General features: G+C 38.2%; 17 protein-coding genes. 9 read left to right on the plus strand and 8 right to left on the minus strand.

What is annotated here, in order from left to right:
• Position 1 precedes the first annotated feature (1 nt).
• Positions 2-625: a WbqC family protein gene (locus tag ACFOSX_RS13270; RefSeq protein ID WP_386102122.1), complete on the plus strand. Its 624-nt coding sequence runs from the start codon at positions 2-4 to the stop codon at positions 623-625.
• Positions 622-933 (plus strand): DUF6122 family protein, encoded by a 312-nt coding sequence (locus tag ACFOSX_RS13275; protein ID WP_386102125.1) that lies wholly within the window; start codon positions 622-624, stop codon positions 931-933. The genes ACFOSX_RS13270 and ACFOSX_RS13275 overlap by 4 nt, the downstream gene beginning before the upstream one ends.
• Here the strand turns inward: ACFOSX_RS13275 and ACFOSX_RS13280 are convergent.
• The 8 genes from ACFOSX_RS13280 to ACFOSX_RS13315 all read right to left on the minus strand — a co-directional run bounded on the left by ACFOSX_RS13280 (position 922) and on the right by ACFOSX_RS13315 (position 7,938).
• Positions 922-1,941, minus strand: a complete 1,020-nt coding sequence (locus tag ACFOSX_RS13280) for an endonuclease/exonuclease/phosphatase family protein (protein ID WP_386102128.1) — start codon at positions 1,939-1,941, stop codon at positions 922-924. The two genes, ACFOSX_RS13275 and ACFOSX_RS13280, sit on opposite strands and share 12 nt — an antisense overlap.
• 2 nt (positions 1,942-1,943) lie before the next feature.
• Entirely contained in the window at positions 1,944-2,816 is an 873-nt protein-coding gene (locus tag ACFOSX_RS13285) for a rhomboid family intramembrane serine protease (protein ID WP_386102131.1), read from the minus strand.
• Position 2,817: 1 nt separating this feature from the next.
• Positions 2,818-3,582 (minus strand): rhomboid family intramembrane serine protease, encoded by a 765-nt coding sequence (locus tag ACFOSX_RS13290; RefSeq protein WP_386102134.1) that lies wholly within the window; start codon positions 3,580-3,582, stop codon positions 2,818-2,820.
• 3 nt (positions 3,583-3,585) lie between these two features.
• On the minus strand, positions 3,586-5,457 hold the full coding sequence (gene mutL, locus ACFOSX_RS13295) for a DNA mismatch repair endonuclease MutL (protein ID WP_386102137.1): 1,872 nt from the start codon (positions 5,455-5,457) through the stop codon (positions 3,586-3,588).
• Positions 5,457-5,738, minus strand: a complete 282-nt coding sequence (locus ACFOSX_RS13300) for a riboflavin synthase subunit beta (RefSeq protein ID WP_386102140.1) — start codon at positions 5,736-5,738, stop codon at positions 5,457-5,459. The genes mutL and ACFOSX_RS13300 overlap by 1 nt, the downstream gene beginning before the upstream one ends.
• 365 nt (positions 5,739-6,103) lie before the next feature.
• Positions 6,104-6,664, minus strand: a complete 561-nt coding sequence (locus ACFOSX_RS13305) for a hypothetical protein (protein WP_386102143.1) — start codon at positions 6,662-6,664, stop codon at positions 6,104-6,106.
• A 20-nt stretch (positions 6,665-6,684) separates the two neighbouring features.
• On the minus strand, positions 6,685-7,167 hold the full coding sequence (ribH, locus tag ACFOSX_RS13310; protein WP_386102146.1) for a 6,7-dimethyl-8-ribityllumazine synthase: 483 nt from the start codon (positions 7,165-7,167) through the stop codon (positions 6,685-6,687).
• A 3-nt stretch (positions 7,168-7,170) separates the two neighbouring features.
• Entirely contained in the window at positions 7,171-7,938 is a 768-nt protein-coding gene (locus tag ACFOSX_RS13315) for a tetratricopeptide repeat protein (RefSeq protein ID WP_386102149.1), read from the minus strand.
• Between the two features lie 139 nt (positions 7,939-8,077).
• Here ACFOSX_RS13315 and recF point away from each other — a divergent pair, with 139 nt between their 5' ends.
• The 7 genes from recF (at position 8,078) to ACFOSX_RS13350 (ending at position 15,593) form a co-directional block, all read left to right on the plus strand.
• Positions 8,078-9,157: a DNA replication/repair protein RecF gene (gene recF, locus ACFOSX_RS13320; protein ID WP_386102152.1), complete on the plus strand. Its 1,080-nt coding sequence runs from the start codon at positions 8,078-8,080 to the stop codon at positions 9,155-9,157.
• Positions 9,154-9,582 carry a lipocalin family protein gene (locus ACFOSX_RS13325; RefSeq protein ID WP_386102155.1) on the plus strand — a complete coding sequence of 143 codons (429 nt, stop codon included), beginning with the start codon at positions 9,154-9,156 and terminating at the stop codon, positions 9,580-9,582. The genes recF and ACFOSX_RS13325 overlap by 4 nt, the downstream gene beginning before the upstream one ends.
• Entirely contained in the window at positions 9,582-9,881 is a 300-nt protein-coding gene (locus ACFOSX_RS13330) for a DUF721 domain-containing protein (RefSeq protein WP_386102158.1), read from the plus strand. The genes ACFOSX_RS13325 and ACFOSX_RS13330 overlap by 1 nt, the downstream gene beginning before the upstream one ends.
• A 68-nt stretch (positions 9,882-9,949) precedes the next feature.
• The gene (locus tag ACFOSX_RS13335) at positions 9,950-10,477 is read left to right on the plus strand and encodes a CIA30 family protein (RefSeq protein WP_386102161.1); all 528 of its coding nucleotides are present in this window, start codon (positions 9,950-9,952) and stop codon (positions 10,475-10,477) included.
• Positions 10,478-10,540: 63 nt separating this feature from the next.
• Positions 10,541-12,943, plus strand: coding sequence for a penicillin acylase family protein (locus ACFOSX_RS13340; protein WP_386102164.1), 2,403 nt, complete (start codon positions 10,541-10,543; stop codon positions 12,941-12,943).
• 6 nt (positions 12,944-12,949) lie between these two features.
• Entirely contained in the window at positions 12,950-13,303 is a 354-nt protein-coding gene (locus ACFOSX_RS13345) for a hypothetical protein (protein WP_386102167.1), read from the plus strand.
• 82 nt (positions 13,304-13,385) lie between these two features.
• Positions 13,386-15,593 (plus strand): RelA/SpoT family protein, encoded by a 2,208-nt coding sequence (locus ACFOSX_RS13350; RefSeq protein WP_386102170.1) that lies wholly within the window; start codon positions 13,386-13,388, stop codon positions 15,591-15,593.
• The last annotated feature ends 11 nt before the right edge of the window (positions 15,594-15,604 follow it).

Consider the following 15,604-nt stretch of genomic DNA (forward strand, 5'->3'; position numbering starts at 1 on the left):
AATGAAAGCTTTAATATCATTAACCGCTTTCCCTAATCTTTCTCATTACTCAATCTATTCAAACTTTAATGAGGTTGAAATTGAAGCTCAAGGCACTTATCAGAAACAAACCTTTAGAAATAGGTATGACATCTTTGGGCCCAACGGGAAGCTACCACTGACTATCCCGGTAATTTACAGTAGTAAGAACAAACAACTTTACAGAGACGTCAAAATATCAAATGTTGAAAAATGGCAGAGCCAACATTTAAAATCTTTAATGACAGCTTATAATTCTTCTCCTTTTTTTGAATATTATATTGATGATTTAATGCCATTATTCAATACGACTTATAATTTCTTATTTGAGTATAATCTTATTTGCAATGAAACACTAAATGCGTGTGTTCAAATCGATAAAGATTTGGAATTAACAACTCAGTTTAAAAATCAAAATGGAGCGACCTTCGATTTCAGAAATCTAGCAAAACTCAAAACTGTAATACCTTATAACTTTAAAAGCTATACACAAATGTTTTGTGTGAAACACGGTTTTCTCCCTAACTTAAGCATCCTCGATTTACTCTTCAACGAAGGCCCAAATACGCTTAATTATCTAGAGCAACAAACCATAAAAACCGAATGACACGTTTTGCCATTCATTACGGGATTCATTTTTTAGTGCCTTTGGTCATTGCGCTTAGCCTTCAAAAAAAGTGGTTGCGCTATTATCTCATTATGCTCGCTGCCTTTGTTATTGACCTTGACCATCTTTTTGCCACACCCATTTTTGATGCCAACAGGTGTAGTATAAATACCCATGTTTTACATAGTTATTATGCCATGGTAGTTTATTTAATATTACTTATTCCGAAAAGAACACGGTGGTTTGGAATTGGTTTAATCATCCATATTTGTGCAGATTGGATAGATTGTGCACTCCTAAATCTTTAAGGTCGCCTCAATGGGAAAATGATCCGATAGCTTGGTATCAGAGTAAGTCTTAAAACCATTAACGGAAATGGACGGATCAGCAAAAATAAAATCGATCCGGAGTGGGAAAAACTTTAAATTATAGGTTTTACCAAAGCCGTTACCAGCTTCATCAAAGGCATCTACTGCTTCCCCCTTTAATTGGGAATAGATGTAAGAATAGGCCGTATTATTTAAATCCCCACTAATTACCGTTTTGTATGTACACTTGGCTTTATGCGCCAAAAACTGCTTCACCTGCATTTCCTGAGTTAAAAACGTTTCCTCTACCTTATTGAATAAATGCTCCGAAGATTCCTTCTGAAGTTCTTCCACTTCAGGATTAATTTTTGAAGATTGTAAATGAATATTATAGACTCTCAAGGTATCACTTCCTTTTTTGATATCCACATAAATCGCATTATTCGCCGTATCCTTAAAATCAACAGAACCCGCATCGACAATAGGAAATTTTGAATAAATGACCTGCCCTACTTTGAGTCCAGCATCGGTCAGTTCTTCATGTTTATAGTAATCTGGAAGACTAAAATCCTCATGGTTTTTATACTCCTGAATGCAAAGTACATCTGGTTGCGTTGTGTCTACAAACTGCTTGATGTCAGACGCCACATTCTCATTGGGCAACCAATCGTAAAGATTGAAGAGTCGTACATTATAATTCATGACTTTAAAATTGCCTGAATCTTCAATCTTTTTGGAGCTGGTGAATTTATAAAGCGAAAACACATAGCTATAGCCAAGGAGCAACACGATGAAGGACAATAGAAGTTGGCGTTTTACTTTTAAAAGCCAATACACCAAAAATAGAATATTGATAATAATAAGTATCGGAACCCCAAGGCTCAATACAGATAATAAAGTAAATTTTGAGGGCGATACAAAAGGCAAGAGATAAGAGAGCAATAGCAAGACAGCAGCCACCGAATTGGCGAAAAACATCAACTTATCGTACCATTTTAAGCCTTTCATAATTAGTCTTTGCCTGCCTTGAATAAAAATTCCTTTTCCTTCGCCGATAAACTATCATAGCCACTTTTGGAAATCTTATCCAATATCTCATCAATTTGCTTCTGCTTGTCCAACGCAGAACTTGTGCCTTTATTTGCAGTTGTACTTCGTTTTGGCTGTGATTTTCGATGTACGGTTTTTAAATTAGATTTTGGTTTAAACCAGCTCGCCACGTTGTCTGCCATACGCTCAAAGCCTTTACCGATATCTGTTCCTTTGGCCAATCTAGACGCATAGAGATAGCCTAAAAAGTAACCGCCAAAGTGCGACATAAGTCCTCCTACATTGACTCCCATCAGTATCCTAATCAAGTCATAAGCCACAAAACCCATGGCAATGTGTCTCCACTTTACGGTAATAATATTAAACAGACGTATTTCCGAATTCGGCATATAAACTGCAATAAACATTAGCATAGCAGATACACCAGCGGAAGCTCCAATCAAAGTGCCTCCAAAACCTAGACTTACTGGCAATAAATTAGCGAATGTTATGAAAAACATACCACCAGATAATATTCCTAGAAAGTAAATATTTAAGGCCAATCTCTCTTTAAACAAATTCACAATTGTTCTAGAGAAATAGAATAGAAATAGCATATTAAAAATTACATGAAAAAAATCGGCATGTAAAAACCCGTAAGAAAGAATGCTCCAAGGTTGGAAGATAAAATTGGACAATTCTGAAGGCAAACTGAAATATCTAGAAAGCCAATCAATGCGAAGCACATTTACAAGAATCAAATTCAAAATAAATAGCACAGCGTTAATCACTATGATTTTACCAAAAGCATCAAGTCTATTGAATTTGTATTTTAAGTCTGAAGTGCCGTTCATCTTAGTTCCAACGATATTTGTCCATACTATTTTTTTTCCAAAATAAATAAATGAGTGCTCCCACAATCGCACCTCCTAAGTGAGCTACGTAACCAGTACCTGTTGACCCTATCAAAGAAGATCCTGTGAATATTGCCATAAAAAAATCTGAACCAATTAGACCAACAACTAAATACTTTATTTTAATTGGTATGGGCGGGAAAAGAAGCATAATTTTTCTTTCGGGAAACATTAAACCAAGAACTGCAAGTATACCCATCACTGCTCCTGAAGCACCAGCACTTCTACTATTAAAATTAACGACTAAATGTTTGAACTGTGTTTCACTTAAAATATTTTGCCATCTAAGGTCGTATCGACCTAGTTTCGAATTTAGAACCTCGAGGACTTGGGCTTTATCAAATCCATTTGACGTCAATTCATTTAAGGCCAACGAAAACTGAATGTAATCTACAGAAAGAGCAATTAAATTACCCCCAAGTCCTGCCGATAAAAAAAGAAACAAAAACCTTTTGGTTCCAAGAACCTGCTCAATCATAATACCTGTAAAAAACAGCATTAACATGTTCGAGAATAAATGACCAATATCAAAATGGATAAAGATACTCGTAACTAATTGCCAGAAGCCAAAAGAGTCATTCAGTGGAAAAAATTCAGCAAACCAATCATAAAATAATGTCCCACCGCCAACAGTCAAGGTGCCGATAAACATCACAACGTTTATAATGATAAGATGCTTTACCGCATCTGTGATTCCTAATCTCATATATTATAACATAAATTTTTTATCGATATCCTCTATCCCTAACGTGACAAACGTACTGCGATTGTTTGGTGTTACCGATGGTTCTTTGCAGGCAAAAAGTCTATCGAGCAAATCTTGTTGTGCTTCTTGACTTAAGGTCTGTCCATTTTTAATGGCCAATGTTTTGGCAAGTGATTTTGCCAATAAATCTGATGACGAAAAATTCTGGTCTGGGACATCATTTTCCACATCGCTAATCAGCTGTTCCAATACTATGGACACTTCGCTATCTGGAACACCTACCGGAACGCCTGTCACCACAACAGCATCCTCCTTAAATTCTGAAAAAGCAAAGCCCGTACTTTCTAAATCTGATTGTAATTGTTTTACAATACCGAGTTCCGAAGTTGAAAAATGCAATTCCAAAGGAAACAGCAACTGTTGTGTTGTGGCTTCCTTTAAGGTTAAGTGTTTTAAATAATCTTCATATAAAATACGTTGATGCGCTTTGTTTTGGTCGACCACTAGCATGCCTGATTTCAATGTGCTTACAATATATTTTTGACGTAGTTGAAAGGTCGTTTTTTCGGTTTCAATGGCATCAGACTTAAATATTTCTTGGTTGGTACTGTCGCTTTCAAAACTTAAGGATTCAAAATCAACTAGATTCTTATTGCCTTGTGATTCCAGTCCAACATACAGACTTTCCCAATGTGGCGCTGTTTCCTTTTTGTAAGTTGGCGCCGTCATCGTTTCAGAACCGCCACCAGACGATTTTGCTGTTTCATCCCTAAACGGATTGAAGGAACGGTCGACTTCAATCTTAGGCATTTGTCCTTGTTTATTCTTGTAATTATACGGCGTATCCAAGTTGGCATTGCTATCAAAATCGAGCACTGGTGCAATATTAAACTGTCCCAAACTGTGCTTCACTGCCGAACGTAATATGGCGTAAAGCGTATGTTCATCATCGAACTTTATTTCAGTCTTTGTCGGATGGATATTGATATCAATCGTCTTCGGGTCGACCTTCAAGTTTAAAAAGTAACTCGGATGGTAACCGTCTTTCAGCAAGCCTTCAAAAGCAGAATTGATTGCGTGATTGAGATACGGGCTTTTTATAAATCGGTCGTTGACAAAGAAAAATTGTTCGGATTTCGTTTTTCGGGAATATTCGGGTTTCCCAATAAATCCTGAAACCACCAACACCTCTGTCTCTTCGTCCACAGGCACCAATTTTTCGTTGGTCTTATTCCCAAAAATATTGACGACACGTTGCCGATAATTACTCACTGGTAAATTAAAAAGCTCACTACCGTTGTGATACATGGCGAAGGCAATGTTGGGATGCGCCAAAGCCACGCGATGAAACTCATCCGTGATATGGCGTAATTCTACGGTATCTGATTTTAGAAAATTGCGTCTCGCGGGAATATTAAAAAACAAGTTCTTCACCGCAACCGAAGTCCCTTTTGGCGTTACAACAACTTCTTGTGATTTTACCTCACTGCCTTCTATACAGATTTCGGTACCAAGTTCATCCGTTTCTCGCTTGGTTTTTAATTCTACGTGTGCAATCGCAGCAATACTTGCCAAAGCTTCACCTCGGAAACCTTTGGTGTTCAGTTGGAATAAGTCTTCTGCTGATTTTATTTTAGAGGTCGCATGGCGCTCAAAACTAAGCCGTGCATCGGTAGCACTCATACCTTTACCATTGTCAATCACTTGAACCAAGGTTTTACCAGCATCCTTTAAAATCATAGAGATGTCTGTGGCATCGGCATCAATAGCATTTTCTAAAAGTTCTTTAACGACCGAAGCTGGCCGTTGTACCACTTCGCCCGCAGCAATTTGGTTAGCAACGTGGTCTGGCAAGAGTTGTATGATGTCTGTCATTAGCCTTTAAAGAAGATGGATAAATCGAATTCAATAATGAATAAAAAAAGTAAAACCAAAACACCTATGATAATGAGTACGCGACGATTCGCGGTTTGATTAGGATTGTATTTGTAGTCGTCAACAGCCTGATTGATCTTTCCTTTCAACCCTTTGCTTGCCCCAACGGTAGTTCTTTGGTCATCAAACTTATGCTTTACTTCATAAGGACTGCCGTCACCTTTATAATATCTTGGTGTGTAATTATACTTCCGATTTTGCTTTAGCTTAAATATTCCCATGATTCACTCTATTTGCTATATCCATCGAGGATATAAATTAGTATAAAAATTGCAATCAGCATAACTAATAAACCTGGCAAAGACAAAAGAAACCCGCCTTTACGCTTTCGTTTTGGCTTTAAGTCGTTCCATTGGGTCTCTAAATCCGACGACTCCGATGCTTCCCTTTCCTGTTGAAAGCGCGACTTATAGTTAAACTTTTTTGGTTTTCGCTGATTGAACAATACGCAATTGCAATTTTATGAGCTAACCTTTCAAAAATACTTAAATTACAAGGAACTCGCTTGTTGCAACTACTAAAAATTGTTAACAAGAACTATGCCTTTTAAATAATATCAAAAAAGAAATTAAGGGTTATCACGAATTTACCCTATCCAAGAATTCAAGACTTTTACTTCTGCCCAAACCCCATTTTTATTCTTGTAGATTGCAGTTCTGCCACCTCCACATAATCCGTGTCCACAAAAATTTGCAAATTCAACAAGAGCAAGGCTGTAGTCTTCATTAAAGAAAGGTTTTGACATAGAGTAGTAGCCATATTCACAACCCATTTCAAATAACCCTGAATTCACCATTTCATCCTCTGAAACAATGTTATTATACATTTCTATTTGACTCTCCTGTATAATATTCATATCAGGAAACAATTCACTTCCCATTTTGAAGTTTGAAAATAGCTCGAATTGCTTTTCAAAATGATCCAAATCCTGAATCTTTAATTCAGTTATAAAAAAGTCTTTTAAATCTGGTAACGAATTTAAAAAATGACTTTGAAAATCCTCTGCAATACAACGGCTGGCTAAACCGTCTTTTGATGAAAACACATCTAGCAATACCTCTTCACTTTTCTTGATATCTTCTGTTCTTGATATGTCTTTACAACCAAAAAACAGGATACATATAGATATTATAAATGATATTTTCAAATTGAACCGATTTTGAAAGGCTACTTTTGATTTAAAGCTACCATCTTAATCGCTGTGATAGCTGCTTCAGTCCCTTTATTACCGTGCTTACCGCCCGAGCGTTCTAAGGATTGTTGCATGGTATTGTCAGTCAATACACAAAAAATGGTAGGTTTATCGTAAAGAATATTCAAATCTTTTATGCCTTGCGTGACACCTTGGCACACAAAATCGAAATGCTTGGTTTCCCCTTGGATAACACAGCCAATGGCAATAACAACGTCCACATTTTGCTGTAGCATTTTTTTAGAGCCATAGATGAGTTCGTAGCTTCCAGGGACATTCCAACGGGTAATATGGTCTTGCGTTGCGCCGCAATCCAAAAGTGCTTCAAGCGCACCATTGTAAAGACCTTCCGTCACTTCTGTGTTCCATTCTGAAACAACAATCCCAAACCGAAAGTCTTTCGCGTTTGGGATTGTAGATTTATCGTAGTTCGATAAATTATGATTTGCGGTTGCCATATCTTATAAGCTCGCTTGGGCTTTTCCGATTAACACATCCACCTGAGCTGCTTCCGTAGAACCAGAAAATTCGGTTTTAATGCGCTCTAAATAATCCAAGGCTTTTTGATTTTCTCCTAAATCCATTGCAATACGCGCTGCTTTTAATAAGTAGATTGGCGTTGCAAATTCATTATTGTTTGCCTTGATAGCTTTTTCGTAATACTCTAAGCCTTCTGCTTTTTGATTTAACTGTACAAAAGCATCACCAATCGCTCCTTTAGAAATAACGGATAGCATTTTATCATCAGACTCAAAATCGCTTAAATACTCAATGGCTTCTTGGTATTTATTCATATTTAAGTATGCTGTACCAGCATAGTAATTTGCTAAGTTCCCAGCTGGTGTACCACTGTATTCATCAGCGATATCCAACATGCCATATTTTCCATCAGCACCATTTAATGATAACATCAGTAGCGAATCTTGCTCCGCGGTGTTGGTCATAGCATCATTAAAATACGCCTTGGCGTTTGCCATCTCGTTCATCGCATCTTTAGCTGCTGGCTCTGCAATAAATTTTTGGTATCCCATATAGCCTAAAACCAATACGGCGGCTACGGCGATAAAGCCAAAAATGTATTTTTGGTTAGCGACAACCCACTCTTCCGTTTTGTTTGCCGACTCATCAAGGGTATTAAAAACCTCAGCAGTTGTTGATTGTTCTTCAATCTCTTCAACCTTTTCTTTCTTGGTCTTCGGTTTATAGCCTCTTTTCTTATATGTTGCCATTATTCTTCAATTTGTGCGTGCGCAAAAATAAAATTTTTATTGGGATTTAAAAGCCTATTTATTTCTTATTTTTCAATAATTTGCAGGTCCTTAAAACGCAGTGAAATCGCACTAAAATCAAGCAAAAGCGACAATTTATATGATTCTTAATTCCCTTTCACTTTTAAATTACAAGAATTTTGAAAGTCAGGCATTTCAATTCGATTCCAAAATCAATTGTTTTGTTGGGGCCAACGGTATCGGTAAAACCAATGCTTTGGATGCGATTTATCATTTGGCTTTTGGGAAGAGTTATTTTAATCCGGTCGCTCTTCAAAACATTAAACACGGTGAGGAGTTCTTTGTTGTGGATGGCGGATTTACCAAGGATGATAAGTCTGAAAAAATCGTGGTTTCACTAAAGCGCGGTCAGAAAAAAGTCATAAAACGAAACGGGAAAGCCTACGAGAAATTCAGTAACCATATTGGATTTATCCCTTTAGTGATTATATCTCCTGCAGATAGGGACCTCATTAGTGAAGGCAGTGATGTCCGCCGAAAATTTGTGGACAGTGTCATTTCTCAAAGTGATAAAGCCTACTTAAGCGAACTCATAAGCTATAACAAAGTGCTAGCGCAACGGAACGCCTTGCTAAAATATTTCGCAGTCAACAACACCTATAACAACGATACCATAAGTGTTTATAACGACCAGCTGAACACTTACGGGCAACAGATTTTTGAAAAACGAAAGGCTTTTTTAGACACGTTCATCCCAATTTTTAAAGAACGTTATAGCGCTATTAGTCATGATAAAGAACAAGTGAATCTGAACTACAAAAGTGATTTACACGAGTCTGATTTAAAATCACTTTTAGAACAAAGCATCAATAAAGACAAGGCTTTACAGTACACAAGTGTTGGTGTTCATAAGGACGATTTAAACTTTATGATTGAAGATTTTCCAATTAAAAAATTCGGAAGTCAAGGGCAACAGAAGTCCTACTTAATTGCCTTAAAATTGGCGCAATTCGATTTTATAAAACAGCAAAGTGGCGTCCCTCCCATTCTGTTGCTCGATGATATTTTTGATAAATTAGACGAAAATCGTGTGGCCCAAATCATCAGCATGGTAGATGATGAAAACTTTGGACAACTCTTTATCAGTGACACGCATCCGGAGCGCACAGAAAATGTGGTAAAGCAAATTCATCAATCTTATAAAATCTTTGAATTATGAGACGTTTATTAATTGGTCTTTTATGTGTTTCAACCTTAATTTCTTGTTCCAAAGACCCTTCAGAAGCGCTTGCGCACATAAATGGCTATTGGAGTATTACCGAAGTTACCAAGGCTGACGGCAACAAAATGAATTATCAGTTTAATGAAACCATTGATTATATTTCCATTAATGATAGTTTGAAGGGTTTTCGAAAAAAATTAAAACCAAGTTTCAACAATCAATACAGCACTTCCCAAGATGCGGAGTCGGTTACTGTGAAACTAGAAAATGATAGTCTGAATCTCTATTATTCCACACCGTACAATAGTTGGAAAGAAACGGTTTTACAAGCCGACGAGAAGAGCTTAATTGTGATCAACCAAGATGGTATTACCTACCGCTACAATCGCCATGAATCTTTAAAACTAGACCTCGACGAGTAATGAGCAAAAAACGACATAACGAACACCAATCCATAACCGACGTTTTAAAAGCTTTCGTCAGCGAAAACAATTTGCAGTCGGGCTTAGACAAGGTAGATATCCGTGAAGCTTGGGCACAACTTATGGGAAATGGCGTTAATAATTACACCACCGCAGTGGAGCTCAAAGGCACAACGCTTTATGTTAAATTGAGTTCTAGCGTTTTACGCGAAGAACTGAGTTATGGCAAAGAAAAAATAGTAACTATGCTTAATGAGGCTGTAGGAAAACCAATTGTTGACTCGTTGATTTTAAGGTAATCGGATTAAAATTTTCCGTTAACGACCACACCGTTTGCGCCATGTTGGCATAACTTCGCAATAAAAATATGCGTTTTTTTATCCTTATCCTATTAGCTATGAGTGTATCCCAACTGATTATTTTTGATTTTTCTGAAAATGCGAGCCTCGATAATTGGCGCATCGTCGATGATGTGGTTATGGGTGGTCGTAGCGATGGAAAATTTGCGCTTAATGAAGAAGGTCATGCAGAATTTTATGGCGATGTGTCTTTGGAGAACAATGGCGGTTTTTCTTCGGTTAGGTATCAAACGGAAAGCATTAATATCGATGGTTATTCCCACTATAAAATCAGATTAAAGGGCGACGGAAAAGTCTATCAATTTAGATGTAAATCCAGTCAAAATCAGCGCCACTCCTACATCTACGAATTTGAAACCACTGGCGATTGGCAAACAGTTACAATAGGGTTTGATACGATGGAAGCCACTTTTAGAGGACGGCGCCTCAACATTCCAAATTTTGATGGTGACGGTGTTTCAGAAATCGCATTTCTTATAGGTAATAAAAAAGAACAATCCTTCAAATTACTTATTGATAAGATTTGGGTAGAATAAAAGGTTTGAGCTAAACTTCGGTTTCAAAATTTAGTATTTTAGGTCTCTCATATTTTGTGACCTATGAAATTATTCAAACTTGTGCTCTCCGGACTATTGACCGCGCTTGTCTTTTTCCTGCTAAACAATAAATTGGGTTCAATCCCGCCGTTAGGGAAATTCTTGAATCCTGCGACGGGCATTTGGCAAAATGAAACCGACGAAAAACTTACAGGAACCGTTAAAATTGAAGGCCTCAAAGACCAAGTCAATGTCTATTATGACGCCCAATTAGTCCCACATATTTTCGCTCAAAACAATTACGATTTATATAAAGCACAAGGCTACATCACTGCAAAGCATCGGTTATGGCAAATGGAATTCCAAACGCACGCCGCCGCTGGTCGACTCTCTGAAATTATTGGAGAAGGCGCACTTAATTATGACAGGGAACAAAGACGTATCGGCATGGGTTATGGCGCTGAGCAATCCTTAAAAGCCATGGAAGCTAATCCAGAAACAGCTGAACTCATCAAAGCTTTTGCGGAAGGGGTCAATAGTTATATTTCTAGTCTAGATGCACACGTTTACCCTGTAGAATACAAATTACTCGATTATGCACCTGAGCCATGGACCACCAAAAAAACGGCTTACCTTCTGATGTACATGACCAAGATGTTGGCTGGTGGTGATTCTGACTTAGAATACACCAACCTCTTACGAAAATTGGGCAATGAGAGATTTGATAAGCTTTTCCCAGATTTTTATGAGGATTTAGATCCCATTATTCCTGAAGATACCGATTGGAGTTTTATTGATGAACCCATAACTCCGACCCCACAATCCGAAATGCCTCTAGATAGTATTTCAAAAACCCGAAATATGCCAAATCCAGATAATGGCAGTAATAATTGGGCAATTTCGGGTGATTTATCTTATAGTGGCAAACCCATTTTGGCCAATGACCCCCATTTAGGACTTAATCTCCCGAGCATTTGGTTTGTGATGCAATTGGCTACGCCAGAACATAATTCCTTCGGCGCCACGTTACCAGGTGCGCTTGGCGTGGTATCTGGATTTAACCAATTCTGCTCTTGGGGAGAAACCAATGCCACACGAGATGTCATTGATTACTACAAAATTAAATTCAATGGTGACAAATCAGCTTACGAGCACGATGGCCAATGGAAAAAAGTGGAGAAGCGGATTGAAGAGATTGCCGTAAGAGGAAGCGAAACTTTTTTAGACACGGTATATTACACCCATCACGGTCCTGTTACCTATGATGAAAACTTTTTAAGCGAAGACGAGAAGGCCAATTACGCCATGAAATGGGTCGGGCATTTGGGAGGTAATAATCAATTAACCTTGATTAAAATGAATCGTGCTAAAGGTTATGATGACTATGTTGATGCCATTCAGCATTTTGTGGCGCCGGCCCAAAATTTTGTGTTTGCCTCTACCGAAGGCGATATCGCGCTTTGGATACAAGGCCAACTCCCTAATAAGTGGAAAGGTCAAGGAAAGTTCTTATTGGACGGTACCAATCCTGAGCACGACTGGCAAGGATTTATACCTCAGCAATTTAACGCCCATGTTAAAAATCCTGAGCGCGGTTTTGTGAGTTCTGCGAATCAGCATCCGGTTAATGAAGATTATCCGTTTTACGTTTTTAATGATGGTTATGAAACCTACAGAAATCAGGTGATTAATGATTTCTTCAGATCGAAGGACAAATTCAATATTCAGGATTTTAAAGACCTTCATAATAACAACTACAACATGAAGGCGGCAGATTTGTTACCGACCATGTTGATTTACCTTCAAGATAAAGAGCTTTCGGAAGACGAAAAAGCCATTTATGAGCAAGTCAAAAGTTGGAATTTTAATAACGACCTTGAAGAGGTTGGCCCATCAATTTGGCGACGTTGGTGGTATATTTTGTACAATATGATCTGGGATGAATTTGAATCTGAAGACGAAGCCTTAGACACACCTTTCGCTTACCAAACCATTCATTTATTGAAAACCGATGGCGAGAACGAATTCATGGATATTTTGGAGACACCAGAAAGAGAAACTGCCACTGATTTATTCCTGCTAAGTTTTAAACAAGCGGTTACGGAATTAAACGAATGGAAAGCCGAAAATGGTGATTATAATTGGCAAAATTACAAGCGTACTCGTGCTGGACATTTACTCCAAGGCCTACCAGCGTTTTCTCGTTTTGACATCCCTATAGGTGGTGATAGAAATATTGTAAACGCAACTTCTGAAACACATGGGCCGTCTTGGCGTATGATTGTTGAGATGACCTCACCACCAACCGGATTGGGCATTTATCCTGGCGGGCAATCGGGTAATCCTGGCAGTCAGTTTTACGATAATTATATTGATGATTGGGCCAAAGGCGAGTATAATTCGCTCTTATTTATGCAAAAGAATGAGCCTTCAGATAAAATTATCGCTACTCAAATTCTAAACTAAAACATCATGTCTAAAAAAACATATAACTTTTTACTGACCCTAATTTTTGCCGGTATCTCCTCGTTTCTATTACCATGGTGGTCCGTGATGTTGGCGGCGTTTTTGGCAGGATTGGTTTTTCCCATTAGAGGTTGGACAGCCTTCTTAGTTCCTTTTCTCGCCGTATTCTTATTCTGGTTGGTATACGCCTTTGTAATGAGTGCTGACAACGATTACATCTTAGCGAGAAAAATAGCGACCTTGCTATATCTTAAAGGCAACGCCTGTCTTTTAATGCTAGTTACCGCGTTAATCGGTGGGATTGCAGCCGGAATTGCAGGGATTTTTGGGAGTAATCTTCGGAATTTAGTTTCAAAATAACTGCATTTTGAATCTTATTTTCGGTCTGAATTAAGTCCGAAAAACAATTGTGCATTAGCAAGGATATCCTTAATTTAGTTTTATGACTGAAGCGGCCATAGAACAAGAAAATGCAGCGATTGCCAAAGCTTACAAAGAGCTATTAAAGGTAAGCTACCAAACCCTGACCAAAGATGACAAAAAACTCATCCGACAGGCGTTTGAAGTTGCTGTTGACGCTCACAAAGAACAGCGTCGTAAATCTGGCGAAGCCTACATCTTTCATCCTATTGCTGTCGCTAAAATCGTTGCCCAAGAAATTGGCTTGGACGCCACAAGTATCGCTGCCGCCCTTCTTCATGATGTGGTTGAAGATAATCCCAACTATACATTAGATGATATTGAAAGCTTGTTTGGAGAAACGGTAGCGAGGATTGTTGATGGATTGACCAAAATTTCGAGCCTAAAGAAAGACATGGATGTCTCACTACAGGCGGAGAACTTTCGGAAGATGTTATTGACGCTTAATGATGACGTGAGGGTGATTATCATCAAAATCGCCGATCGTCTCCATAATATGCAAACCATGGACAGCATGCGTCCGGACAAGCAGATTAAAATTGCTTCCGAAACGCTATACATTTATGCACCCCTTGCCCATAGAATTGGATTATACAACATCAAAACTGAGCTTGAAGATTTAGGCTTAAAGTACACACAGCCCAATGTCTACAATGACATTTTCAAAAAAATAAAAGCCAGTAAGGAGGAACAAGACGAGTACATTAAAGCATTTTCAAAAGTTATAAAAGACTCGTTAGATGCTGAAGGAGTCGATTACGAAATTAAGGGTCGCCCAAAATCTATTTTCAGCATACATCGAAAGATGATGAAACAGGGTGTCACCTTTGAGGAGGTATACGACAAGTTTGCAGTGCGTATTATCTATGCATCCGACGTTGCGAGTGAAAAATTTATCGCCTGGAAAATATATTCCATCGTAACGGATCACTTTACACCGAATCCTATCCGATTGCGCGATTGGATTTCCTCCCCAAAATCTACGGGTTATGAAGCTTTACATATTACCGTCGTTGGCCCAAATAGTAACTGGGTTGAAGTTCAGATTAGGAGTGAGCGCATGAATGAGATTGCCGAAAAAGGATACGCAGCACACTACAAATACAAGAATACTGATGAGAAAGACGACAGTTTGGATCTTTGGATTAATCGTCTTCAGGAGGCTTTGGAAAACAACGAAGCTAATGCCGTGGATTTTGTAGAGCAGTTTAAACTAAACCTCTATTCAAAAGAGATTTTTGTCTTTTCTCCAAAAGGCGATTTAAAATCACTTCCAAAAGGTGCAACACCATTGGACTTTGCTTTTAGTATTCACACAGAAGTCGGCATGAAAACCAGAGGCGCCAAAGTCAATGGCAAACTTGTTCCATTAAGCCAAGAATTGGAAAGTGGTGACCGTGTTGAGATATTAACTTCGGATAACGCTAAACCCAACACCAACTGGTTAGATTATGCAACAACGGCCCGTGCCCGAAGTAAAATTAAATCCTACCTCAACGCTGATAAAAAGGAGATGGCTGCGGAAGGTAAAGAGTTGTTACGTCGAAAGTTGAAGCAATTGAAAATTACGCTTAATGAGGCTTCGGTTAATGAGATGGTGAACCATTTCAAACTTAAAACTTCTTTAGATTTATTTTATCGTGTCGGCATCGGCACCATTGATAACACCATGCTAAAGGGTTACGCTTCATCCCGAAGCAATGCACTGATGAGCTTTATTAAAAGTAAAATCCGAAAGCCAGAAGTTCCTAAGGATGTTGATAAAGACGAGATTACGTCTAAATACGATATGCTTGTTTTTGGTAAGGAGGAAGAGCATTTGGACTATACCTTGGCCCAATGCTGTAATCCAATTCCTGGTGACAAAGTATTTGGTTTTTTAACAATAAACGATGGCATTAAAGTTCATAAAAAGAATTGCCCGAATGCTTTGAGTCTTCAATCTAATTATGCCTACAGGATTATGCAGGCCAAATGGATTGATTCCTCACAGCAAGAATATACCTCGCAAATCACACTCTCTGGATTGGATAATCTTGGGTTAGTGAACGAGGTAACCAAGGTCATTTCATCTAACATGCACGTTAACATGAAAAGTTTGAATTTTTCCAGCGATGATGGCATTTTTAATGGTAAGATTACCGTAGTGGTTAAGAACAAAACTATGTTGAAAAAACTCATGGATAACCTTAAAAAAATTAATGGTATTGATAAGGTTACTAGAGTTTAAAATTGTGTAAA

The organism is Winogradskyella maritima, assembly GCF_042650215.1.
GTDB classification, from domain to species: Bacteria; Bacteroidota; Bacteroidia; order Flavobacteriales; family Flavobacteriaceae; genus Winogradskyella; species Winogradskyella maritima.